Annotated in this window: 16 protein-coding genes; 6 read left to right on the top strand and 10 right to left on the bottom strand. The window is 66.7% G+C overall.

Annotated features, from left to right (window positions below; translation table 11 throughout):
* Positions 1–30: 30 nt before the first annotated feature.
* Positions 31–1242 (bottom strand): YbfB/YjiJ family MFS transporter, encoded by a 1212-nt coding sequence (locus ACNKW1_RS14465; protein ID WP_418365306.1) that lies wholly within the window; start codon positions 1240–1242, stop codon positions 31–33.
* 177 nt (positions 1243–1419) lie between these two features.
* On the opposite strand from ACNKW1_RS14465, the gene mscK reads away from it, so the two are divergent.
* The 4 genes from mscK (at position 1420) to ACNKW1_RS14445 (ending at position 9295) form a co-directional block, all read left to right on the top strand.
* Positions 1420–4746, top strand: coding sequence for a mechanosensitive channel MscK (gene mscK, locus ACNKW1_RS14460; protein WP_418365305.1), 3327 nt, complete (start codon positions 1420–1422; stop codon positions 4744–4746).
* 132 nt (positions 4747–4878) lie between these two features.
* The gene (locus ACNKW1_RS14455) at positions 4879–6888 is read left to right on the top strand and encodes a TonB-dependent receptor plug domain-containing protein (protein ID WP_418365304.1); all 2010 of its coding nucleotides are present in this window, start codon (positions 4879–4881) and stop codon (positions 6886–6888) included.
* Positions 6888–7445, top strand: coding sequence for a YfiR family protein (locus ACNKW1_RS14450; RefSeq protein WP_418365303.1), 558 nt, complete (start codon positions 6888–6890; stop codon positions 7443–7445). The genes ACNKW1_RS14455 and ACNKW1_RS14450 overlap by 1 nt, the downstream gene beginning before the upstream one ends.
* On the top strand, positions 7442–9295 hold the full coding sequence (locus ACNKW1_RS14445) for a putative bifunctional diguanylate cyclase/phosphodiesterase (RefSeq protein WP_418365302.1): 1854 nt from the start codon (positions 7442–7444) through the stop codon (positions 9293–9295). Before ACNKW1_RS14450 ends, ACNKW1_RS14445 begins: the two co-directional genes overlap by 4 nt.
* 7 nt (positions 9296–9302) lie before the next feature.
* Here the strand turns inward: ACNKW1_RS14445 and ACNKW1_RS14440 are convergent, their stop codons facing one another.
* From ACNKW1_RS14440 to ACNKW1_RS14430, 3 genes are all read right to left on the bottom strand, one after another.
* Positions 9303–9662, bottom strand: a complete 360-nt coding sequence (locus ACNKW1_RS14440; RefSeq protein ID WP_418365301.1) for a hypothetical protein — start codon at positions 9660–9662, stop codon at positions 9303–9305.
* 276 nt (positions 9663–9938) lie between these two features.
* The gene (locus ACNKW1_RS14435; protein ID WP_418365300.1) at positions 9939–10997 is read right to left on the bottom strand and encodes an AbrB family transcriptional regulator; all 1059 of its coding nucleotides are present in this window, start codon (positions 10995–10997) and stop codon (positions 9939–9941) included.
* Positions 10998–12158 carry an ABC transporter substrate-binding protein gene (locus ACNKW1_RS14430; protein WP_418365299.1) on the bottom strand — a complete coding sequence of 387 codons (1161 nt, stop codon included), beginning with the start codon at positions 12156–12158 and terminating at the stop codon, positions 10998–11000.
* 97 nt (positions 12159–12255) lie between these two features.
* Between ACNKW1_RS14430 and ACNKW1_RS14425 the strand changes: the two genes are divergently transcribed.
* Together ACNKW1_RS14425 and ACNKW1_RS14420 are read left to right on the top strand one after the other, a co-directional pair.
* Positions 12256–12945, top strand: coding sequence for a response regulator (locus tag ACNKW1_RS14425; RefSeq protein ID WP_418365298.1), 690 nt, complete (start codon positions 12256–12258; stop codon positions 12943–12945).
* Position 12946: 1 nt separating this feature from the next.
* A complete protein-coding gene (locus ACNKW1_RS14420) occupies positions 12947–14428 on the top strand; it encodes a sensor histidine kinase (RefSeq protein ID WP_418365297.1) in 1482 nt (493 codons plus the stop codon).
* Positions 14429–14579: 151 nt separating this feature from the next.
* Here the strand turns inward: ACNKW1_RS14420 and ACNKW1_RS14415 are convergent, their stop codons facing one another.
* The 6 genes from ACNKW1_RS14415 to ppc all read right to left on the bottom strand — a co-directional run bounded on the left by ACNKW1_RS14415 (position 14580) and on the right by ppc (position 23389).
* A complete protein-coding gene (locus tag ACNKW1_RS14415) occupies positions 14580–16079 on the bottom strand; it encodes a tripartite tricarboxylate transporter permease (protein ID WP_418365296.1) in 1500 nt (499 codons plus the stop codon).
* Positions 16080–16082: 3 nt separating this feature from the next.
* Positions 16083–16526, bottom strand: a complete 444-nt coding sequence (locus ACNKW1_RS14410) for a tripartite tricarboxylate transporter TctB family protein (RefSeq protein WP_418365295.1) — start codon at positions 16524–16526, stop codon at positions 16083–16085.
* 172 nt (positions 16527–16698) lie between these two features.
* Positions 16699–17679: a Bug family tripartite tricarboxylate transporter substrate binding protein gene (locus ACNKW1_RS14405; protein WP_418365294.1), complete on the bottom strand. Its 981-nt coding sequence runs from the start codon at positions 17677–17679 to the stop codon at positions 16699–16701.
* Positions 17680–17823: 144 nt separating this feature from the next.
* Positions 17824–19407 (bottom strand): glycoside hydrolase family 19 protein, encoded by a 1584-nt coding sequence (locus ACNKW1_RS14400; RefSeq protein ID WP_418365293.1) that lies wholly within the window; start codon positions 19405–19407, stop codon positions 17824–17826.
* A gap of 176 nt (positions 19408–19583) precedes the next feature.
* A complete protein-coding gene (locus ACNKW1_RS14395) occupies positions 19584–20519 on the bottom strand; it encodes an AEC family transporter (RefSeq protein ID WP_418365292.1) in 936 nt (311 codons plus the stop codon).
* A 95-nt stretch (positions 20520–20614) separates the two neighbouring features.
* Positions 20615–23389, bottom strand: coding sequence for a phosphoenolpyruvate carboxylase (gene ppc, locus ACNKW1_RS14390; protein WP_418365291.1), 2775 nt, complete (start codon positions 23387–23389; stop codon positions 20615–20617).
* Positions 23390–23410 lie beyond the last annotated feature (21 nt).

Here is a 23410-nt window from a genome sequence, read left to right as displayed (position 1 = left end):
CTTCGTTCACATTGCGAAATGTGCCCGGATTCAGCTCGCCCCGCCGGGGGTGCGTGCGAGCGCGGCGGCGCTCGCATCGCGACGCTCGACGCCTTTCAGCATCACCAGCAGGAAGGTGCCCACCACCATGGCGCCCGCCGCGAAGTACAGGCCACCTGCGTAGCTGCCCGACACCGCGCCGAGCCAGCCGGTGACCGCCGGCCCCAGGATCTGCGCGATGCCATAGGAGATGGTCATCTTCCCCATCATCTTCGCGGGGCGCGTCGGGTAATACCGCCCGGCCATGGTCAGCACCAGGCTCACCATGCCGATGAAGGTGCCGCCGAACAGCAACGCGCCCGCGATGCTGCCGACCAGCCCGCCCACCACTACGGGTAGCAGGATGCCGACGATCTGCAGCACCGCAGCCAGGATCAGCGCGTTGAGCTCACCGGTGCGGCGTGCGATGAAGTCCCACACGATGCAGGCCGGCGCCGCCGCCAGGCCAATCGCGAGAAAACTCCAGCTACCCTTGCCCTCAAGTCCGGGAAGCTGGTTGACAATGGCGACGATGAAGGTCGCACTGACCACGTAGCCCACACCGGCGCAGAAGTACGAAGCCATGAACAAACGCATGAACAACGTACTGGGCGGCCGGTCGTGCATGGGCGCACCGCTGCGGGTCAGCCCACTGGTGTCGGGCGCAGGCAACCACGACAGTGCCGGCACCAGCAGCACGCAGGCGATGGCAGTGAAGGCGAACCATTGCGCACGCCAGTCCAGCCCCAGGCTCATCAGCGCCACCGCAAGCGAACAGCCCGCGATGCCGAGCCCGATGCCGGCGAAGTGGATGCCAAGTTCGCTGCGGTGGTTGTGGCGGATCAGCCAGTTGAGGATGAGGCCCGTGCCCAGCAGCATCGCCGCCGCGCTCGACAGGCCGGCCAGGTAGCGTGATACCGCCCACACCCAGAAATCGGTGCTGAGCCCCATCATCACGGTCGTCAGCACCGCCATCACCATGCCGACGCGGAACAGGCGGTCCTTCAGGACCAGATTGCTGATCGAGGCCGCAATCAAGGCGCCGCTGAGATAGCCCGCATAGTTGATCGCGGCCAGCCAGCCGCCCTCGGCCAGGCCCAGTCCGGCCTGGGCCTGCATCAGCGGCAGCAGCGGGGTGTATGCAAAGCGTGCCACGCCAAGCGCAAGCACAAGGCTGAAGATGCCCGCACCGAGCACCTTCAGACGCTGGATCTGTTCGTCCATTCTCGTTATGTCTCCTCCGGGAGGCGTCAAGTTAGACGCTGGGCGGGCGGCTTACAAGCGAATTCTTCGCCCTCACCTCCCGGCGCGGTACCCGGCGCGGAGTCACGGCAGGCTAGAATTCCAGCTTGCCGAAGCCCTGCGGGCGCGGCCCGATGCGCCCCCTCCCAAGCCCCGACCATGCACCTGTTCCGCCTCTTCGCCCTGCTGTTGCTCCCGTTTCTGGCCCAGCATGCGCTTGCCCAACAGCCGGCGGCACCGGCAGCAGGGGACCTGCGCGCACGCCTGGACGGGCTGGCCGAGCGCAAGCTGGCCGAAGCCGAACAGCGCGCCGCACAGCAGGCACTGGAGCAGGCGCTCGCTGCGCTCGTAAAGGCCGAGGAGCACCGCACCCGGCTGGAGACCCTGAAGAAGACTCTGGAAGGTGCCCCTCGGAACATCGAGCGCGCGCGGGCCGAGCTCGCCAGCCTGCAAGGCACCGCGCCGGGCGGCACCGACATCCCGGACGCCACCACCACGACCGAGCTCGAGGTGCAGCTGACCGCGGCGAACGAGGCGCTGGGCACCTGGCGACAGCGCCTGGATGAGGCCAATGCACTGCTGATCGGCGCACGCACCAGCCCCGAGCGCGCACAGACCGAGATCGGCACGGGACAGATCCGCATGCGCGAGATCGAAACCGCGCTCGCCACGCAACACGAACCCGGTCGCGAAGGCCGCCCGCTCAGCCCCGAGCGCGCATCGGCCATGGCGGCGGAATGGTACGCCCTGAACGCCCAGATCGCGCTGCGTCGCGAGGAACTCGCAGGCAACAGCCTGTTGCTCGACCTCGGCCAGGCACGCCAGGATCTGGCCGCCGCGCGCATCGCCCTTCTCGACACGCGCATCCAGGCGCTGCAGGCGGCGATCAACGCCCGTCGCACTGCGCAGGCCACCGAAACGGCCGACGCGGTGGCGCGCGAGGGCGAGGAGAACAAGACGACGGACAGCCTGATCGCGCGGGAAGCCGCCGCCAACCAGCAACTCTCCGGCTACCTGCTGCGCGCCACCAACCAACTCAACACCCTCACCCAGCGCAATCTCGCGGTCCGCCAGCAGCTCGACAACCTGAACCGCAGCGCCAGCCTCATCGACGAGCAGATCAACGTGCTGCAAGGCAGCCTGCTGCTGTCGCGCATCCTGCTCGAACAGAAGCGCGAGCTACCCAGGCCCAGCGTGGACAAGGCACTGGCCGACCAGATCGCCGACATCCGCCTCTACCAGTTCGAGCTCAACAAGCAGCGCGAACAGCATGCTCGCCCGGCCGCCTACGCCGAACGCCTGCTCGCCGAAGCGCCCGCCAGTCAGGCCGACGAATCGGTACGCATGACCCTGGTGTCGCTGCTCACGACCCGCGTGGAGCTGTTCGACCAGCTCAACCGCCAGCTCAACGCCGTGCTCAGCGAGTCCATCGCCCTCCAGCTCAACGAGCGCCAGCTGCAAGAAAGCGCCGACCGCCTGCGCTCGACCCTCGACGAGCAGATGTTCTGGATCCCGAGCAACCGTGCGCTCGGACTCGACTGGCTGCAGGCCGCACCCCAGCGTCTTTCAGCACAGCTGTCCGCCATCCCGTGGGCCTCGATCGGTCGCGAGATCTGGGCCGGCCTGCAGGCGCGACCGCTGCTTTTCCTGCCGGTGCTGCTGATCAGCCTCGGACTGCTCTCGCGCCGGCGCTGGCTGCGCGACAAGCTCGACGGCCTGCATGCGGACATCGGGTACGTCCGACGCGACAGTCAGCTGCACACCCCGCTCGCAGTCCTGTTCACGCTGCTGCTCGCCCTGCCCGGCAGCCTGCTGCTGTGGCTCGCCGGACTCGCCCTGCAGATGGACGCCCGCGGCCAGAACGCCAGCCTGGGGACCGCACTGATCGAGATGGCCCAGGCATGGCTGGTGTTCTATACCGCCTACCGCATCCTGATTCCGGACGGCGTAGCCGAACGCCACTTCCAGTGGCCTGCCGACGGCGTGCGCAGCCTGCATCACAACCTGCGCAAGCTCGGCATCGTGGTGCTTGCCGTAGTCGCGGTGGTGGCGATCGCCGAGCAGCAGCCCGACATGCTCGGCCAGGACGTGCTCGGCATCGTGATCCTGTTCATCGGCTACGCCTTCATGGCCTGGCTCCTCGGGCGGGGCATGCTGCACGCCAGCCTGGGCAGGCGCCCCTCGCCACTGCATGTGCTGATCGGCATCGCCCTGGTGCTGATGCCACTCGCGCTCATCGGCGCGCTGGCCATGGGCTACTACTACACCACGCTCAAGCTCACCGAGCGCCTGATCGACACCTTGTCGGTGCTGATCCTGTGGCGCGTGCTCGAGGCCATGCTGGTCCGCGCCCTCGCCGTGGCGGCTCGGCGCCTCGACTACCAGCGCGCGGTGGCCCGCCGCGAGGCAGCAGAGCGCGAAGGGCGGGGCGAGGCCGACGGTGCCACGGATCCACAGGTCGAAACACCCCGGCTGGAGTTGGCACAGATCAACCAGCAATCCCTGCGCCTGCTCCACCTCGCGCTGCTGGGGGCTCTGGCCGTGGCCTTGTACTGGGTCTGGTCCGACCTGCTCACGGTGTTTACCTATCTCGAGAACATCACCCTCTACGAGTACGCCAGCGGCAGCGGTGACACTGCCGCCACCGTCCCGATCAGCCTTGCCGATCTGCTCGGCGCACTCGTGATTGCAGCGATCGCCTTCATGCTCGCGACCAACCTCCCCGGCCTGCTGGAAGTGCTGGTGCTGTCCCGCCTCAAGCTGGCGCAGGGCAGCGCCTATGCAATCACCACCCTGCTCTCCTACATCATCATTGGCACAGGCATCGTGAGCACGCTCGGCACGCTCGGGGTGAGCTGGGACAAGCTGCAGTGGCTGGTGGCGGCGCTGTCGGTGGGCCTGGGCTTCGGCCTGCAGGAGATCTTCGCGAACTTCGTGTCCGGCCTGATCATCCTGTTCGAACGCCCCGTGCGCATTGGCGATGTCGTTACCATCGGCAACGTTTCGGGCACCGTCACCCGCATCCAGATCCGCGCCACCACGATCACCGACTTCGACCGCAAGGAGATGATCGTTCCCAACAAGGCCTTCATCACCGGCCAGCTCACCAACTGGTCGCTGACCGACACGGTTACACGCATCACGGTGAAGCTGGGCGTCGCCTACGGCTCGGACCTCGAACTCACCCGCAAGCTACTGCTGCAGATTGCAGACGAGAACGCGCGCGTGCTCAAGGAGCCGGAGCCGCTGGTCTTCTTCCTCAGCTTTGGCGCCAGCACGCTCGATCACGAACTGCGCGTACATGTCCGCGAACTTGGCGACCGTAATGCCGCAATCGACGAGATCAACCGCGAAATCGACCGCCTTTTCCGTGCGCACGACATCGAAATCGCATTCAATCAGGTCGATGTTCACATCCGCAGCATCGACGGCAAGGAAGCCCGGCTGCACACGCTCGCACAAGCGGCTGCGGGCGATCCCGTTTGAGCGACGAATGCGCCACCGCGCTTGCCGGACCCCACACCCCGTGCCACACGGCCACCGAAAAATGGCAGTTTCGCAGGTAAAGGCTAGAATTCCGCTTCCGGACGCTCACGCCCGATGCCGATAATCACGATCATGCCTGCCAGCGCCCGCACTTCCATCCGCGTCTCTGCCCGCAAACCGGGACTGCTCACCACACCGCGTCGGCTTGCCCTGACCCTGTGCATGCTGTGTGCCGGCGGCACGGCCCATGCGGCCGGGCATCTTGCGGAACTGTCCTTCGAGCAGTTGCTCGACGTCGAGATCAGCGGCGCGTCCCGCTTCGTGCAGCCCAGCCGGGAAGCGCCCTCGGCGGCCACGGTCATCACGCGCGAACAGATCCGCGACCATGGCTGGCGCACGCTGGCGGAGTTGCTGGACGCCGTACCCGGGCTGTTCATGGCAAGCGACCGGGTGTATTCGTTCGCGGGCATCCACGGCTTCCAGCAACCGGGGGATTACAACACCAAGTTCAAGCTGCTGCTCGACGGCATCCCGCTGAACGACCCTGCCTACGGACAGGCGCAGATCGGCGAGGACGGACCGGTCGACCTGGCCCTGCTCGAGCGCGTCGAGTTCATCCCCGGCCCGGGCTCGTCGGCCTACGGCAGTAACGCCTTCCTCGGCGTCATCAACCTCGTCACCACGAGTGCCCGTCCGATGCAGGGCACGACATTGGACACGGCCTTCGCCGACCAGCGCGGACGCAGCATCGCCCTGCGTCACGGTCATGCCAGTGACCGCCACGAGCTGCTGGTGTCTGTCAGCGCATGGCGCAGCGACGGCGACGACATCACGCTCTCCGACATCGGCAGCGCACGCTACGGCGCGGCCTCGGGCGTCGAGGCACCGCGTGGGCACCGCCTCACGCTACGCCACGCCTGGGACGAGTTCGCGCTGACCTTCACCCATGCGTCTCGCCGCAAGGGCTACGCAGGCGCACCCTACGACACCGTGTTCGGCGACCCCCGCACCCGCGCCACCGAGGCGTTGTGGACACTCGGCCTGAACCACCGCCACGAGTGGCTGCCCGGCCTGACGCTGGCGACACGGCTCGACCTGGGGGGCACCGAATACCGTGGCGACTGGGCCTACGACACCGAGCTTGGCCGCGACGAAACCACCACCCGCTGGTGGGGCGCGGAACTGCAGGCGACCGACATCCGCTTCGCCAGCCACACCTTGCTCTACGGCGCCGAGTATCGGGCCCATCCCGTCTTGCGCCAACGCAACCGCACCCTCGGTGCCCAGGACCAGATCCTGCTCGACGACCGGCGCAGCAACCACCAGGCCGGACTCTACGTCCAGGACGAGTGGCGCAGCGACAACTGGCTTCTCAACACCGGCCTGCGCCTGGACCACTACAGCAGCTTCGGCACCAGCCTCAATCCGCGGCTGGGCCTGATCCAGCTGCTGGGGCCCTCCACCGCGCTGAAGTACCTGTTCGGCACGGCCTATCGCGCCCCGTCGCCCTACGAGCAGCACTACCATGACGGCGAGCTGACGATGAAGGCCAACCCGGCGCTCAATCCGGAACGCATCCGCTCCTTCGAGATCGTCCTCGAACACAGCGACGCCCACGGCTGGGACTGGAATGGCAGTCTGTTCCACAAACGCATCACCGACCTGATCGTGCAGGAGGCCGATCCAGCAGATGGCCTGCTCGTCTACCGCAACCGCGGCAAGGCCGAGCTGCGCGGCGCGATGCTCTCGACCCAGACCCGCTGGGAGGACGGCACACGCTTCGCCGCCTCCTGGAGCTGGCAACAGGCGCGCGACCCCGATACCGGCAGCCGCCTGCTGCACGCGCCACGCCACGTCGCCAAGGCTGACCTCACCCTGCCGCTGTCCGCCCACTGGCACGCCACGCTGGAAGGCCGCTTCGTCTCCGCCCGCAAGACGGCTGCCAGCGAGGTCGGCAGCCAGTTCTGGGCGAATGCAGCCATCGTCTCTGTACGTCCGGTCCTCGCCGGGGCACAGTTGCGCATGCGCATCGACAACCTCTTCGATCGCAGCCTGCACGACCCCGTAAGCGAAGAATTCGGGCACGAAGCCCTGCCACGGCCCGGGCGCAAGCTCGAGCTCGGGCTGACATGGGCGTTCTGATGCACGCGCCCGCCGTACGGCGTCGACCCACCGCATCTGCACGCTGGCTGCTGGTGCTGGGCGCGAGCTTCGCACTCAGCCTCGCCAGCACGGCGGGCGCGGCGGCACCCACGGCCAAGGAATCGAGCCTGCAGGCCGCGCTCGTGTTCAACCTGATCCGCTTCACCGCCTGGCCGGCCTCCATCGCGGACAATGCGCCGCTCACGGTGTGCACCATTACCGAGAATCTTGAACTGGCCAACGCCTATCTGGACTACCACGGCCGCAAGGTCGGCGAGCACACCTTGCAGATCCAGCGTCGCGGCATCCTTGCGCAACTGGATGACTGCGCAGTGGTTCATTTCGACCAGGTCGACATTCCGCTCCTCACCGAGCGACTGCACCGTCTCGCGGGGCGGCCGGTACTCACCATCTCTACGCCACCGCATACCGGGTCCATGATCGGACTGGCGCGCGACAACAACCGCGTGGCCTTTCAGGTCAGTCTCGAACCCCTGCGCCAGGCCGGCCTCAAGCTCCCCGCCCAGGTGCTGCAACTGGCGCGCAGCCTGCAATGACCCACCGCGAACCCCGCGACCGCGCAGCAGCCAGCCGCTTCCAGCTTCTGGCGGCCGCCCTGTCGTTGCTGATCCTGGTCCTGGTTCTGGCCGCCCTGGAGTACGCCAAGGAGCGGGACAGCCTGATCGACAGTCTTCAGGCACAGGCGAGATTGCTCGGCGAGGCGAGCATCCCGGCGCTGATCTTCGACGACGAGGAGGCCGCACACAGCAACCTGGTGTCGATCACTCGTGCAGCGAACATCGAGGAGGCCGCGCTCTACCGAATGGACGAGGACGGCACCCCGCGGCGGTTCGCCCACGGCACGGCCTCGGGGCAGGCACCCGCCTTCCTGGGCGCGCGCACGCCGAACGTGCCCTTCATCGTGCCCTCGACCCGCCTCGACCTGCACTTCGAGAACGCCACCATCGGCACCATTCACCTGGTCGCCAACAACAGAGCCTTGATCAGGAAGGTTGGCCTGTACCTGATCACTGTCGGCAGCGTGGCGCTCTGCGCGCTGGGCATCGCTGCTTTCCTCACCGCACAGTTGCGGCGCCGGGCCAGCACCGCCGAACGTCAGCTGGAGACGCGCACCAAGTTCGACGAACTGACCGGCCTGCCGAACCGCAGATCCTTCAACAGCCGTCTTCGCCGCGCCACCGAAGATGCCCACGCGAGCACGCAACCACTTGCCCTGCTGCTCTGCGACCTCGACAACTTCAAGCTCATCAACGAAGGCCTGGGCCACACCGCTGGCGACGAACTCCTCCGGCAGGTGAGCGAGCGCCTGGGTAAGGCCGTGCGCCACAGCGACACCCTGTGCAGGCTGGGCGGCGACGAATTCATTGCCATCCTCCCCAACACCGGCGCCGAAGCGGCCGCCAAGGCGGCACGGCACATCCTGCAGGCCATCTCGGACCGCTACGTCCTCGGCGAGCGGACCGTCTCCATCGGCACCAGCATCGGTATCGCGCTGTTCCCCGCGGACGGAGAGACACCCGGCCAACTGTTGCGCGCAGCCGACGCCGCACTGTACGCGGCCAAGAGTGCCGGGCGAAACAGCCTGCACTTCTTTTCACCCCTGCTCGATGCGCAGGTGCACGAACGGATTGACCTGGAAAACGGCCTGCGTCAGGCGATGGAACGGAACGAGCTCGAGGTGCACTACCAGCCCCAGTTCTGCCTTGGAACCGGACGCCTGACCGGCGCCGAGGCCCTGCTGCGCTGGCACAGCGCAGAATTCGGCAAAGTGCCTCCGGACCGCTTCATCCCGATCGCCGAGGCTGCCGGATTGATCGGCCACCTGGGCACGTGGGTGCTGGAAGAAGCCTGTCGCCAGACCGCCGCATGGTTGCCTCACGCGCCCGACTTCCTGATGGCGGTGAACCTATCGACGCGGCAGCTCGAGGACCCCGATCTGCCGCAGCAGATCCGTTCCGCGCTGGAACGCCACGGTCTCGACGCCTGCCACCTCGAACTGGAGATCACCGAAAGCGCGCTGATGCGCCAGGCCGAATCGAGCTTCGCGGCCCTGGCCGCAATCGACACGCTGGGGGTGAGGATGAGCCTGGACGACTTCGGCACCGGCTATTCCTCGCTGAGCTATCTGAAGAGCCTGCCCATCTCGGCGCTCAAGATCGACCGCAGCTTCGTGCAGAACCTCCCCGACGACCCCGACCTGGTGGGAATCACGCAGGCCATCCTGGCCATGGCGCACGCGCTGGACCTGAACACGGTCGCAGAAGGCGTGGAAACGGAAGTGCAGCGCGACTTCCTCGCGGCGCGCGGATGCAATTTCGCACAAGGCTGGCTGTTCGACCCCGCCCTGCCGGCCGCAGCGTTCACCGAACGCTACTTCGGCGCCTGACGCCCACTCAGCCGCGACGACCGGATGCCGGCCCAGCCTCGTCTTCCGGCACCTCACGAATCACTTCGCCCTCGATGACCAGCGTCGCAGCCTCGTGCGGCGCACCGGAGCCCTGCGCCTGGCGCGTCGCCTCCATGTGCTCGCGCATCGCCTTGCGCACGGCACGCGTCTTCCACCACAGGTAGCCCCACACCACCACACCGACGGTGATCACCACCGCGAACAGGGCCACCGAAAAGGTCAGCGCGAGCGCAAACACGCCCAGCGCCGCCACACCGCCGACGATCTTCTGCCACAGCGAGGGGGCCTGCGCACCGCCGCGGTCCAGGTTCAGGTAGAGGCCGGAAAAACGGGGATCCTTGTGCATAACAAATCCTGATTGAGCAGCGCGGGCCATCCGCACCGCATCGCTGTGGTCAGAGCCACACGCGACGGAAAAGATCCCGCACATCGGCAGGTGCGGGCAGATCGGCAACATTGTCGCCCAGGTACATGCCGATCGCGGTCACCAAATGCAAGACCCCCTTCCGAACCGGATGCTACGTGCAGGATCGCCAAGCCTCCCAAGCTCCGCTTCTCTCAGGGGTCTTTCCGCGAGTGAGCAGCGCAGCAGGCGCGGTGAACCCGCAGCAGGGCGTGGTCATCACGCAGCCACGAAACGCTTGAACAATCCGAAGGACCACTGCGCCCCCACCGTCAGCACCGCCACGCGCAACACATGGCAAACCGTTACGAGGGGCACGCCCAACTGCAGCACCTTGGCTGTGATGCACATCTCCGACACCCCCCCCGGAGCGGTTGCCAGCGCCAGCGTCGGCAGCGGCACGTCTGTAGCCAGCGTGAGCAGCGCCGCGAAAGCAAAGGCCAGCACGATGGACAGGGCTGCGGTCAGCGCCGCCACCGCCATGAAACGCGGCGCCGCACGAAAGAACGCCCGCGAAAAACGGCAGCCGAGGGCACAACCAATCAGCAACTGTCCGCCATTGACCACCCACACCGGCAAGGCCGACAGCGGCAGCCCGGCGAGGGTCGCAATCGCCACGCCGAGCAACGGGCCCAGCACCCATGCGTTGGCGATGCGCAGAAGCTTGAACGCACCCACACCGAGCAAGCTCGAAGCCATCAGCAGCGGAAAATGCTGTGGCTCCACCTCCTTGGACAATGGTATGTAGAGATCACTGCCATGTACGCCGGCGAAGCTGAGCGCAAATGGCAACACCGACACTACCATCATCACCCGGACCGCATGAGCCGCGGCGATGCGGTCCACGGCGCCACCGTACCGGTCGGCAAGGTTAGCCATTTCCGAGGCGCCTCCCGGCAGCGCAGCGAAGAAGGCGGTTGGCGTATCCACCCGGGCCAGGCGGAGCATGATCAGCGCATAGCCCATGCCGAGCACAAGCGACCCCAGCGCAGCGGCAACCACCAACGGCGCATGCAGACTCAGCTGCGCCACCACCTCGGGGCTGAAGTACAAGCCCAGGGCAGCCCCGATCGCCCATTGTCCGCTCTGGCGACCGCCCGGCAGCGGACGCAGCTCGATATCAGCCATGCGCGCACCGGCGACCGCAAACAGTGGCCCGATCATCCACGGCAGCGGCAGATTCAGGTGCTCCGCCAGCCAGCCGGCTGCGGTCGCGAGTACAAGGGTTGGCACGATGCGGCGCCAGGGCGCGCCGGTGACGGGTTGAGATGCGGACATTTACGGCTCGGAGGACGGACGCGTGGCGGCGTTCCATTGACGGAGGAAGGCCTGCTTCTTGGCCTGGTCCTGATAGGTGAGCAGGCCCGAACCGATACGGATCGGCCGGAAGGCGTGACGCAAGCTCTGATGCAGCAGAGCCGCAGCGCTGTCCGCCCCGGCCGTGCCTGCGTCGGTCCGCACGGGCAGCAGACCAAGGTGCTCCGCGACCAAGGCTTGCCCGCGCGGAGACAGCAAGTGGTCCAACCAAAGCCGGGCCGCAGCCGGATGGCGCGCGTCGCGGGCAATGAAGACGACGCGGCTCAACACCAGGGTGTAGTCCTGCGGCCAGACCACACCCAACACTCCATCGGTACGCGCACGCTTATGCGCATAGGAGCCGAGCACGTTATAGGCCAGCACCAGTTCTCCGGCCGCGAGACGGTCGAGCATGTCCCGACTCGAGTCGTGCTGCTCCAAGCCCAGTTCGCCCATCTGGCGTGCCAGCTGCCAGAACACCATCGGGTTGGCCTGCGCATCCTGGGAATGCAGCAGCAGGCCCAGCCCTGAACGCTCGGGATCGTAGCTCGCCACCCGTCCGCGCAGGTGGGCGGGCTGCTCACCGATCAGCCGGATCAGTTCTGCATGCGTGTCGGGCACGTCCGCTTCCGCCAGCAGGCGCTTGTTGTAGACAATGGCCGCAGGCTCGTATGTGGTGCCGAAAGCCTCGTCCTTCCACACGGCCCAGCGTGGCAAGGCGGCGGTTTCGGGCGAACGATGAGACTGAGCGTAACCATCATTGACCAGCTTCACCTGCAGGTCCATCGCAGAGCTCCAGACCACATCGGGACCCGCCGCACCCGCCGCACGCTCCTCGACGACACGCTGATGAAGCTCAATCGAACTCAGGTCGTGGTACTGCACCCGTATCCCGGGATGCAAAGCCTCGAAGTCATCAAGGATAGGCTGCACCACATCCTGATCGGAAGCCGCATAAACCACGACCACCCCTTCACGCACTGCGGCCTTGAGCGCTTCAGGTACATGCTGGGCCAGCGTGCTACCTGCGCACAGCATGGTCAAACCCAGGAACGTCATGCGCAAGGCATACGCCACTCCCTGGCGACCCACGGCCGCCACATTCAAGCAGCCACTGCCGATCCTCGTCTGCACCGCTCTCATGTCCCTATCTCCCTGCAGGCCGACGCCTTGGACGCCATCCGCCTTTGCGTCGATAATCACCGACACGCCTTTCGATTCACTTTCACCGGAACCGCCAATGCGCCTGTTGCTGGTCGAGGACCATGCCGAGCTCGCCGCGTGGGTCGCACGCTCGCTGCGCCAGGCGGGCTTCGTGCTCGAGGTGCTGGGACGTGGCGACCATGCCGACCAGGCGCTACGCTGCGAGCGCTACGACGTGGTGATCCTGGATCTGTCCTTGCCCGGACTCGACGGACTCGAGGTGCTGCGCCGGCTGCGCGCCCGCGAAAGCCGCCCCGAAGGCGGACCACCCACGCCGGTGCTGGTACTGACCGCCCGCGGCAGCACTGAAGAGCGCGTCGAAGGTCTCAACCTCGGTGCCGACGATTATCTGACGAAACCCTTCGAACTCGCCGAACTCGAAGCCCGCATCAAGGCCCTGCTGCGCCGCGCCGGAAATCAGGTGCCGCTGGTGCGACTGGGCCGGCTCGAGTTCGACACCACCCACCGCATGGCCCGTATCGATGGCCAGCCCCTGGCCCTGACACCGCGCGAGCTGGCGGTGCTCGAGGTGCTGCTGTCGCGCATCGGCCGCCCGGTGGCACGCGAAGCACTGTTCCAGCAGGTGTTCGAGTTCGACGCCGATGCGCGCGTCGAGGCGATCGAAATCTACGTCTCGCGCCTGCGCAAGAAACTCGAAGGGGCGGGGGTGATCATCAACACCCTGCGCGGCCTCGGTTATCTGCTTTCCGAGCAAGCGGCGCCCTGACATGGGAGCATCCGCCGAGCACGACACGGCCGATGGATCGAGTACGACTCCGGACGCTGCAGTCAAGCACACCCTCACGGCCTTGCCGCGCCGTCACGGCGGCAGCCTGCGCCGCCGCGTGCTTGGATGGCTGCTGCCACCGCTAGCGGTCATGCTCGGCATCAATGCCTGGTTCGGCTACCGCGGTGCGCTGGACGCAGTGAACCAAGCCTACGACCGTACGCTGACCGCCTCTGTACGTGCAATCGGCGAGCGCACCCACTCGCTCGAAGGCGTGATCCAGGTCGACATTCCCTACGCCGCATTCGAAGGCTTCGAGGCTGCCGCGGCCGAGCGCATTTTCCACGCCGTATTCGATCCCGCCGGCAAGCTGGTGACCGGATACGGCGATTTGCTACCCGCAGTGGTGCCCGACACCGAGGACACTGTAAACATCACGGACGCACGCTATCGCGGTGAGCCCGTGCGGCTGGCGGCACTGCGCAAGCGCATGTACGACCCCGCCCTCTCCGGCGGCGATTCCGTGCTCATTGTCTTCGCCGAGACCACCGGCGCACGCGAGGCACTCGCCCGCGAACTCTTCATCGCCAGCCTGCAGCGCCAGTCCGCGCTCATCGCGGTCGGCGCGGTACTGGTTCTACTCGCGCTCGGCACCGCGTTCCGCCCCCTGGTGGCACTGCGCGACCACATACGCAGCCGTGACGAAGAGGATCTCACGCCCGTACGCGCCGACCGCGTCCCCTCCGAACTCCTGCCCCTCATCGACGCCATCAACCACCACATGGACCGCCTGTCGGCCATGCTCGCCGCGCGCCGGCGCTTCCTCGCCGACGCCGCCCATCAGATCCGCACCCCGCTCGCCGTACTCAGCACCCAAGCCGAATACGGTCTTCGCCAGCGCGACCCGGAGGAGATGCTCGCCACCTTTGCCAGCCTGCTCAAGAGCACCCGTGCCGCCCGCCGCCTTGCCAACCAGATGCTCACGCTGTCGCGCGCGGAAGCGGTCAATGGCGTGATCACCGAACGTGCGCCACTCGACCTTGCCGGGCTGGTGAAGGATGTCGCCATGGAGCTGGTGCCGCTCGCGCTGAAGCGCAACATCGATCTCGCCTACGAAGGCATCGGCCATGCACTGATGATCAAGGGCAACGCACCGATGCTGCGCGAGATGGTCAGCAACCTGATCGACAATGCCATCCGCTACAGCCCACTCGACTCTCCGGTCACCGTTGCCGTTGCGACCTTCGAAGGCGAGGCCATCGTCAGCGTCTGCGATCAAGGGCCGGGTATCCCGGAGACAGAGCGCGAACGCGTCTTCCATCGCTTTTACCGCATCCTCGGTCAGAGCGACGGCGAAGGCAGCGGCCTCGGTCTGGCCATCGTGCGCGAGATCGTCCAGGCCCACGGCGGCCAGGTCACGCTACGCGACGGGGCGTCAGGGAAGGGGCTGTGCGTAGAGGTCGAGCTGCCGGTCGGGGCTTGAAGATGAACAACAACTGGTCGCCGCGCACCGATCACGAGCGCGTTTTACCGGATTGGCGCGCGGCATGAGAAAGCGCAGCCGAAGGCGCGCTCCCGAAGTGGAGGAGGCCGACCGGAGGGAGGACGGGCATCCGTGGAGTCAATTCGACCGTTCAAGCGCGCGCGTGACGGCGGTCGAGCAAGTGCGCGAGGCGGGGGCCAACCAACATGCCGAGGGCCGCGACCCATAGGCCGACGGCGATCGGACTCGAAAACAAGACACCGATCTCGCCATCACTGATTGACAGCGCGCGACGCAGGTTCTGCTCCATCATGTCGCCGAGCACGAAGCCTAAGATGAAGGGTGCAATCGGAAAATTCATCACCCGCAGCGCGTACCCCAGGGCACCGACCAGCACGCCGACGATGAGATCGAAGGTGTTGCCGTGGACCGCATATACACCGACCATCGAAATCGCCGCGACACCCGGGACGAGGGTCCACACCGGGATCGACAGGAACTTCACGAACACGCGGATGAGCGGGATGTTCATCGCCAAAAGCATCACGTTGGCGATGAAGAGCGATGCGATCAAGCCCCATACGATCACCGGCTGGTCCTGGAACAGGGTGGGGCCGGGGGTGATGTTGTACAGCGTGAGCGCACCCATCATCACTGCCGTGGTGCCCGAGCCGGGTACGCCGAGGGTCAGCATCGGCACCAGCGAGCCATTGGCCGAGGCGTTGTTGGCGGCCTCCGGGGCGGCAACGCCGCGCATGTCACCTGCGCCGAAGTGGTGCTCCTTTCCGGCCATGCGGCGCTCGCTGGCGTAGCACATGGCCGAAGCAATGGTCGCACCAGCACCGGGCAGCACGCCGATGAAGAAGCCGGCCACCGCCGAGCGCAACATGGTCCACTTGGCGAGCATGAACTCCTTCATGTTGAACATCAGCCGGCCAGAGAGCGCAATCGGCTCGGGGTTGGCGTGCAAGCTCTGCAACATGAGCAGGATCTCGCTCACCGCAAACAGACCGATGACGATGACGATGAAGGGGATGCCGTCCGAAAGGTGCAGCATGTCAAAAGTGAAGCGATACACCCCGCTATTGGAGTCGATGCCCACGGTCGAAAGCAGCAGGCCGATCAGGCACGCGATCATCGCCTTGGGCAGGGAATCGCCCACCAGACCGCCCAGGCAGGACAGCGCCAACACCATCAGCACGAAGTATTCCGCCGGACCGAAGGCGATCGCCCACTCGGCCAGCAACGGCGCGAAGGCGACGATACCGACCGTGGCGACGAAGGCGCCGGTAAAGGAGGCCAGCGCCGACATCGACAGTGCCGGGCCGGCCAGGCCCTTCTTGGCAAGCGGGTAGCCGTCGAGTGTCGTCATCACCGCACCGGCATCGCCGGGCACGTTGAGCAGGATCGCCGAGATGCGACCGCCGTATTCGCAGCCGGCATACACCGCGCACAGCAGGATCAGCGCCGACTCCGGCGGCAGTTTCATGGCGAAGGCGATCGGCAGCAGGATGGCGACGCCATTGATCGGACCCAGGCCGGGCAGCAGGCCGACGATGGTGCCGAGGAAGCAACCGATCAGCGCGATCATCAGGTTCTCGGGCGTCGCCGCGACAGCGAAGCCCTGGGCGAGCAGGTTCAAGGTTTCCATGGCTTACCCCGTGATCGCGTTGAACCACAGCCCGGTCGGCAGCGCGACGTCGAGCAGGCGGTCGAAGAAGAAGAAGAGGCCGACACCGAGGCCGACGCCGGCGACCACCGCCTGCTTCCAGCTTGCGCCAAACAGGCGCGCGACCGGCAGCGTCATCAGCGCTGTGGCGAGCATGAAGCCGAGTCGATCGAAGAGCAGGGCATAGGCCAGCACGATCAGGAACAACAGGCCGATACGTTGCATGACCGGGCCGGGCGCCCAGGCAGTTTTCTCGGTCTTGCCGAACACCAGTGCCAGCGCACACACGCCCAGAAGGGCCAGCACCAGCATCGGGAAAGCCTTGGGGCCGACGGGTTCGTAGGAAAACGGGGCTTCAAAGCCGCGCGCAATGAAAAGGCCGGCGATGCTGATCAGGACCAGCAGGGCGCCGAAGATTCTTTCGCTCATGGCGATCTTCCTTCGGGGAAGGCTGTGCCGCGGCAAACGCAGGACAGCCGGACAGGATGGAGGCGTGCGGGCATTGATCTGCGCGCGGCAGGGGAGACCCATCCGCGGCGGACACGCCCCAATGCAGGGCGGGCTTGTCGCGCTGCACGCGGCAAGCCCGTCGCAAGGGCACTTACTTGGCCGTCAGGCCAAACTCGGCAGCCAGTTCGCGGTAGCGCGTCACTTCCTTCTGTACGTAGGCAGTGAGTGCATCACCTGTCAGATTGAAGGGGAACAGACCGCGCTCGGCACGCAGCTTGTCGAACTCGGGCGAAGCGAGCAGGGTGTCGAAGGTCTTCAACCACCACTGGTAGTCGGCATCGGCGACCTTGGGCCCCACGTAGTAGCCACGAGCGATGGTCCAGTCCACGTTGTAGCCCTGCTCGATCGCGGTCGGGACGTTCTCCAGGCCAGGCACGCGCTCACGCGCCAGCACCGCCAGCACGCGGATGCGGCCGCCGCCGATGTGCGCGGCCGCATCCGAGGCGTCGCCGGAATAGGCCTGTACATGGCCGCCGAGCAGCGCGGTCATCGCCTCGCCACTACCCTCGAATGCGACGTAGCGCATATTCCGGTAGTTCACGCCGGCCTCGCGCGCGACGAGCGCCGACTTCATCCAGTCCTGGCTGCCGACCGAACCACCAGCGCCATACACCACCTTGCCCGGGTCAGCCTTGGTCGCATCGATCAGGTCCTTCAGGCTCTGGAAGGGCGAATCCGCGCGCACGATGATGGCACCGTAGTCCGCCCCAACCGCAGCCAGCCACTTCACGTCGTTTTCGTCGTACTTACCGAACTTGCCGATCGCCAGGTTGAGAAAGGATCCTCCCGAGAAAGCAACGATGGTGCCCACCTCGGCCGGGCGGTTGGCGATCACGGTGTTGTAGGCCACCGCGCCAATACCGCCGGGCATGTAGGTGACGCGCATCGGCGCCTTGAGGAAGCCGCCCTCCTGCAAGCCACTCTGTGCCAGCTTGCAGGTGAGGTCGAAGCCGCCGCCAGGCTTGGCGGGGGCGATGCATTCGGGCTTGGCCGGCTCGGCGTGGACGACGCCAGCGGCAAGGGAGGCAAGGACTGCGGTGGTAGCGGCAAGCAAGGTCTTCTTCAGCATCATGGCGATCTCCTCCGTTTATGGATGCGTCCCGTGCGAGGCGGATCCACGCCGCCCCGAGCGAAGCGGACGATACGAAGACGGGCTTTCGATTGCCTTTCAATGTTTCGGCAGCCGGTGTCACTGCACCCGTTGCCTGCGCCTTCCTCAGGGGTGGCGCCAGAAGGCGAAGGACTGGAAGCGGCTGTTGAGCCACCAAGCACGCGCGGCGGTGCCGCGCGACATGTTGCGCGCGCCGGCCTGTGATTCGAGCGGGCGCAGCACCTCGTGCTGCGTGCTGCGCACCGCGCGTGCCCCGGCGGTTTCGGGCACCACGACGCTGATGTGGCCCGGGCGGTTAAGATCGACCCGGCGGGCGGCGATCAGGCACACCTCGCCGGCGTTGGCCGCAGCCTGCAGCGCGGTAAGCTCGATCTCACGCTGCCATCCGAAGGCGGGACCAAAGTCCTCGAGCCAATCGTGGAGCGCATTGGCGCTGAGTTCGCGCACCGTGCGCCCATGCTCCACCACCTGCTTTTCGCCCGCGCGCAGGCGCTGCAGCGCATGGTCGGTCCACCACACGCGGGGCAAGTGCACGCCGCACAGGTACGCGAAATCGGCCGCGTAGATGTTGCAGTAAGTCGCCCCTCCGCGCGGCCGGTAGCGGAGGTGTGCAGGATCGGCCACATCCAGGTAGTCCACGATCAACGACACAGACGCTGCCAGGCGTTCTGCACTGCGCCCGCCACGCGCCGGCCGGCCAGGTTCGCCAAGCGGAAAGGCGCGTCCGCCGTCGTGACGACGGTTGACGTCTGCACGCCCCTCCTTGAGATGGGCTGCGGGGAGCGTGGCCACCGGCTGCACCGGCAGTTCACCACGGCCGCGCACGAGTGGCTGGGCCTCGAGGTAGCGCTCGGCCACGACGCCTTCGCGCAGCGAGCCGCTCAAGGACACCCGCACCCGTACCCAGCCGGGCACGACAGCCGCACCCAGTACCTGCACCGCATCGCCCTGACCGAGCAGTGCAAGCTTGGTACGGTCGGCGACCACAGGTGCGCTGCGCAAGTTGAGCTGGGTCGCCATCACGCGATGGGTTGCCTGCAACACGGCCGGCGCGGTTGCTACGGTTCCCGGAACCGCGTGTTCAGCGAGCACCCGTTTCGCCTTCTGCAGCAAGGCACGACGGTCTTCGTAAGCCATCAGCCCACCATTGACGCGACGGGTGATGGTACCCAGGTCATCCATATCGGCGAGCGCATTGAGGTTGTTGCGCGCCCAGAAGTACACTGCAGAGGCCGCCGCATAGCGCTCGGCCAACCCGTCCGGGTGGGCCACCACGTCCTCACCGAGCCATTGCGCGAAACTGCGGTAGTTGTCCTTCCCGGTCAGCTGGATCAGGCCACGGCCTCGATACCGGTAGCCGTCACCGGTGGATTCCGGGCCATTGCCCATACGCCCGCCATAGACCCGGCTACCGATACGCTCGGGCTGGCGGGCATAGGCCTGGGCTTCCGCATCGGTGCGGAAATATTTGGCGAAGACCTTGCGCAAGCCTTCTGCCGAGTAGTGCAGGTTCTCCTCCGTGCGGCGCAGGCAGCCGGATTCGTGCAGCACTTGGGCCAGAAAGTGTGCAATCCGTAGCCCGCTGTCGATGCCATGCATCGCCATCGCCGCGTTCAGGGGGTCGAGATACCTGTCCGCATGGGTCCCTGAGGCACCCATCCGGGTCAGCAGTTCGCGGGTGATCAGCATGGCTGCGTCCTTCCGGTCCGTTTCTCTATTCAAGTCTATGGAATGGTCCCATCCAAACGAGCCTGCGGATCGCCTGCCGGTGCTCTGCAACAAGCTCAGCGTTTCCCTGCGCTACAGCGCGGCCATCCGGCCCACCGCCCCACGCCGGCCTGCGTCATCACGCCGCAGACCGCGTATCAGGGGCGCAGGACGAACAGCAGCGCCGACAGCGTTGCCACCGAGACCACCGTGGACAGGAATACCGCCGACGCCACGGAAGACTGGCAAACGCCGTAGCGCTGCGCGAACAGGTAGGGCGTGATGCCCGCCGGCAAGGCGGCCAGCAGTACACCGGTCATCACCCACAGCGGTGGCACGTCGAATACCCGGGTAGCAAGCAGCCATACGATCAGCGGGTGAATCACCGTCTTCAAAGCGACCAGCAGCACCGGCTCGCGCAGGTTGCCGCCCAGGCTATAGCGGGTGAGCGAAGCCCCGAGCGCGAACAGCGCGCACGGCGTTGCCGCACTGCCCAGCCCCTTGGCCACCGCATCGAGCGGGCCGGGCAGGGCGATGCCGAGCAGCGCGAACGCCAGCCCGCAACTCAAGCCCCAGATGATCGGTGTTCCCAGCACGCTCTTCGCCAGCTTCAACAGCATCGCCATGCGCCCTTCGCCCTTGCCCTGTGCAGCCTCGATCAGCGCGGTGGTCGGCGGCAGCATCAGCAGGCTATGGCAGGCGATCATCACGAACAACGGTAGCGCGGCAGACGGGCCATAGGCGGTCATCACCAAGGGGATGCCGAGCATGCCTGTATTGGAAAAGCCCGCCCCCAGCCCCAGCACCGCCTGCTCGTCCAGCCGCCGCCCGAACAGGATGCGGCTGGCCGCCATCGCAAGCGCATACACACCAAAGGCGCCGATGTAGTACGACAGCAGATAGCCCCAAGGCATCGCGTCGGGCAGCTCGGCCTGAGCGATCGCACGGAACAACATCAGCGGCAAGGCGAAATTGAAGACGAACAGCGACAGCCCGCGATTGGCCGCCTCGTCGAACGCACCGAAGCGCGCCGCCACATAGCCGAGGCCGAGTGTACCGAAGACCGGCAGGATGATGCCGAAGATGATGTCCATGATGTTCCACGAAACGCAGGGGGCCGGCACACGCGTCCGGCCCCCATGATGCGGCGGGCGCGAGTACTCGCCAACTCCCGCTCGCGCTGCGCTCCTCACCCGCTGTTGCGCAGCCCCGCGGCGATGCCGTTGATCGAGAGGTGGATGCCGAGCCGGATACGCTCGTCGGTGCCACCCGCCTCAGCCACCTCGCGATGACGACCCAGCAGCTCGACCTGCACGTGGTTGAGCGGGTCCAGATACGGGAAGCGGTTACGGATCGAGCGCTTGAGCAGCGGGTTGCCGTCGAGCAGCTCGGCCTGACCCGTGATCCGCAGCACGGCCTCGACCGTGGCCTGGTGTTCGCCACGGATGCGGCCGAAGATCGCGTCGCGCAGCACCACGTCCTTCACCAGCTCGGCGTAGCGGCTGGCGATCGCGAGGTCGGTCTTGGCCAGCACCATGTCCATGTTCGACAGCAGGGTCTGGAAGAAGGGCCATTCGGCGTTCATGTGCTGCAGCAGCGCGAGGCCGTCGTCCGGATGTGCGGCGAGGAAGTCCTCCACCGCGCTGCCGAAGCCATACCAGCCCGGCAGCATCACGCGGCACTGCGACCAGCTGAACACCCACGGGATCGCGCGCAGATCCTCGATCGCGGTGGTCTTCTTGCGCGAGGCAGGCCGGCTGCCGATGTTGAGCGCGGCGATCTCGCTGATCACCGTCGACGCCCAGAAGTAGCGTTCGAAGCCCTCGGTGTCGTAGACCAGGCCGCGGTAGGCCGTGAAGGCCGCATCCGACAGGGTCTGCATGGCATCGAGAAAAGCCTGCGGCGTGGGCGCGGCACTGGCCGGGCGCAGGCTGGTCTCGAGCGTGGCCGCGACCAGCACCTCGAGGTTGCGCCGGCCGACTTCCGGGTTGCCGTACTTGGCGCCAATCACCTCACCCTGCTCGGTGAGGCGGATCTGGCCCTGCACCGCACCCTCGGGCTGGGCGAGGATGGCCTGGTAGCTCGGGCCGCCGCCGCGACCCACCGACCCGCCGCGGCCATGGAACAGGCGCAGGCGCACGCCATGGGCAGCGAAGGCCTCGACCAGTTCACCCTCGGCCTTGTACAGCGACCAGCCCGAGGTGAGGAAGCCGCCGTCCTTGTTGCTGTCCGAGTAGCCGAGCATGACCTCCTGCGTGTGGTCGCGCGCGCCCAGCAGGCCTCGATAGCGCGGGATCGAGAAGATGCGCGCCATCACGCCGGCAGCGTTCTCGAGGTCGCCGATGGTCTCGAACAGCGGCACGATGTTCACGTCGAGCGCGTTCTCCAGCGGACGCAGGATGCCAGCCTCCTTCAGCAGCACCGCCAGCTCGAGCAGGTCGGAGACATCGTCGGTCTTGGAGATGATGCAGTTGCGGATCGCGGCCGTACCGTAGCGCAGGTGCGCCTGGCGGGCGGCGCGGAAGATCGCCAGCTCGCCCTCGGTCTCGTCCGAGTAACGCACGTGCGGCGAGGCGAGTGGGCGCGCGGTATCGAGCTCCTCGAGCAGCAGCGCGCAGCGCCCCGCCTCGTCGAGCGCGGCATAGGCGCTGCCCGGCCGCGCGACTTCGAGCAGTTCGGCGACCACGCGCTCGTGCACGTCCGAGTTCTGACGCAAGTCGAGCGGCGCGAGGTGGAAGCCGAAGACCTTCACCGCGCGGCGCAGGTGGCGCAGCCGCCCGCGTGCCAGCGCCGCCGAACCATTGGCCACCAGCGAGCGGTGCAGGGTGTCGAGGTCCTCGGTCAGCGCCGCCGCGCTGGCGTAGGGCGCAGCATCGGCCACCGCATGGCGCACAGGCGCGTGGCCGAGCAGTGCCAGATGGGTGGCGGCCAGGCGTGCGTAGATGCCGGAGATGGCGCGCCGGTAGGGCTCGTCACTGCGATGCGGCGAGCGGTCGGGCGAGGCCTCGGCGAGCGCGAGCAACGCATCCGAGGCCGACACCAGACCAATCCCGAGCGAGAGCTGCGAGCCGAGGATATGCAGCTCGTCCAGGTAATAGCCGAGCGCCACCTCGCAGTGCATGGCAAGCGCCTTCTCCAGCACCTCGGCAGTGACGAAGGGGTTTCCGTCGCGATCGCCCCCGATCCAGCTCCCCACCTGCAGGAAGGCGTCGAGCTCGGGGCTGCCGAGCATCGGATCGGCCTTGGCCAGGCGATCCTCCAGCCCGGCGTACAAGCGTGGCAGCTCGCGCAGGAAGGTGGTCTGGAAGTAGGACAGACCGTTGTTGACCTCGTCGATGACCGACAGCTTGGCGGTGCGCAGCATGCGCGTCTGCCACAGCGTGAGCACCGCGCGCTTGAGCGCCTCGTGGTTGGCCTCGGCCTCCTCCGGGGTAAGTTGCATGCGGTCACGCTCATCGAGCAGACGCGCGACCACGGTTTCGCAGTTGAGGATGCTCTTGCGCTGTACCTCGGTGGGATGGGCGGTGAGCACCGGCGAAACCAGCGCACTATCAAAGAAATCCACCAGCACCCCGGCGTTGGCCGTACCGGCCTCGAAGGCATGCTGCACGGCACGCGCCAGGCTGCCTTCGCGCGGTGCCGAGCCGGCGATCAGATGCGCACGGCTACGCCGGATGTGGTGCTGGTCCTCAGCGATGTTGGCCAGATGCGAAAAATAGCTGAAGGCGCGCACCACCTGGATGGTCTGCTCGCGCGACAGGGCGTCGAGCATACCCTCCAGCTCGCGGCGGGCGGCAATATCGTCGTCGCGTCGAAAACGCACCGAACACTGGCGGATCTGCTCGATGCAGTCGAACACCGCCTCGCCTTCCTGTTCGCGCACACTATCCCCGAGCAGGCGCCCCAGCAGGCGGATGTCCTCGCGCAGCGGGTGGTCCTTGGCGAGCAGGGTGTCTTGGTTCATCGTGTTCTCCATGTCGGGGAC

It is taken from the genome of Thauera sp. WH-2 (assembly GCF_048321015.1).
Taxonomy (GTDB): Bacteria; Pseudomonadota; Gammaproteobacteria; order Burkholderiales; family Rhodocyclaceae; genus Thauera.
Note: the sequence above shows the minus strand (reverse complement) of the source record. Positions and strands in the feature narration are given on the sequence as shown.

Bases quoted from the DNA above. Each gene is read 5' to 3' on its own strand.
- ACNKW1_RS14465 (WP_418365306.1), bottom strand. From the start codon at position 1,242: ATGGACGAACAGATCCAGCGTCTGAAGGTGCTCGGTGCGGGCATCTTC.
- mscK (WP_418365305.1), top strand. From the start codon at position 1,420: ATGCACCTGTTCCGCCTCTTCGCCCTGCTGTTGCTCCCGTTTCTGGCC.
- ACNKW1_RS14455 (WP_418365304.1), top strand. From the start codon at position 4,879: ATGCCTGCCAGCGCCCGCACTTCCATCCGCGTCTCTGCCCGCAAACCG.
- ACNKW1_RS14450 (WP_418365303.1), top strand. From the start codon at position 6,888: ATGCACGCGCCCGCCGTACGGCGTCGACCCACCGCATCTGCACGCTGG.
- ACNKW1_RS14445 (WP_418365302.1), top strand. From the start codon at position 7,442: ATGACCCACCGCGAACCCCGCGACCGCGCAGCAGCCAGCCGCTTCCAG.
- ACNKW1_RS14440 (WP_418365301.1), bottom strand. From the start codon at position 9,662: ATGCACAAGGATCCCCGTTTTTCCGGCCTCTACCTGAACCTGGACCGC.
- ACNKW1_RS14435 (WP_418365300.1), bottom strand. From the start codon at position 10,997: ATGTCCGCATCTCAACCCGTCACCGGCGCGCCCTGGCGCCGCATCGTG.
- ACNKW1_RS14430 (WP_418365299.1), bottom strand. From the start codon at position 12,158: ATGAGAGCGGTGCAGACGAGGATCGGCAGTGGCTGCTTGAATGTGGCG.
- ACNKW1_RS14425 (WP_418365298.1), top strand. From the start codon at position 12,256: ATGCGCCTGTTGCTGGTCGAGGACCATGCCGAGCTCGCCGCGTGGGTC.
- ACNKW1_RS14420 (WP_418365297.1), top strand. From the start codon at position 12,947: ATGGGAGCATCCGCCGAGCACGACACGGCCGATGGATCGAGTACGACT.
- ACNKW1_RS14415 (WP_418365296.1), bottom strand. From the start codon at position 16,079: ATGGAAACCTTGAACCTGCTCGCCCAGGGCTTCGCTGTCGCGGCGACG.
- ACNKW1_RS14410 (WP_418365295.1), bottom strand. From the start codon at position 16,526: ATGAGCGAAAGAATCTTCGGCGCCCTGCTGGTCCTGATCAGCATCGCC.
- ACNKW1_RS14405 (WP_418365294.1), bottom strand. From the start codon at position 17,679: ATGATGCTGAAGAAGACCTTGCTTGCCGCTACCACCGCAGTCCTTGCC.
- ACNKW1_RS14400 (WP_418365293.1), bottom strand. From the start codon at position 19,407: ATGCTGATCACCCGCGAACTGCTGACCCGGATGGGTGCCTCAGGGACC.
- ACNKW1_RS14395 (WP_418365292.1), bottom strand. From the start codon at position 20,519: ATGGACATCATCTTCGGCATCATCCTGCCGGTCTTCGGTACACTCGGC.
- ppc (WP_418365291.1), bottom strand. From the start codon at position 23,389: ATGAACCAAGACACCCTGCTCGCCAAGGACCACCCGCTGCGCGAGGAC.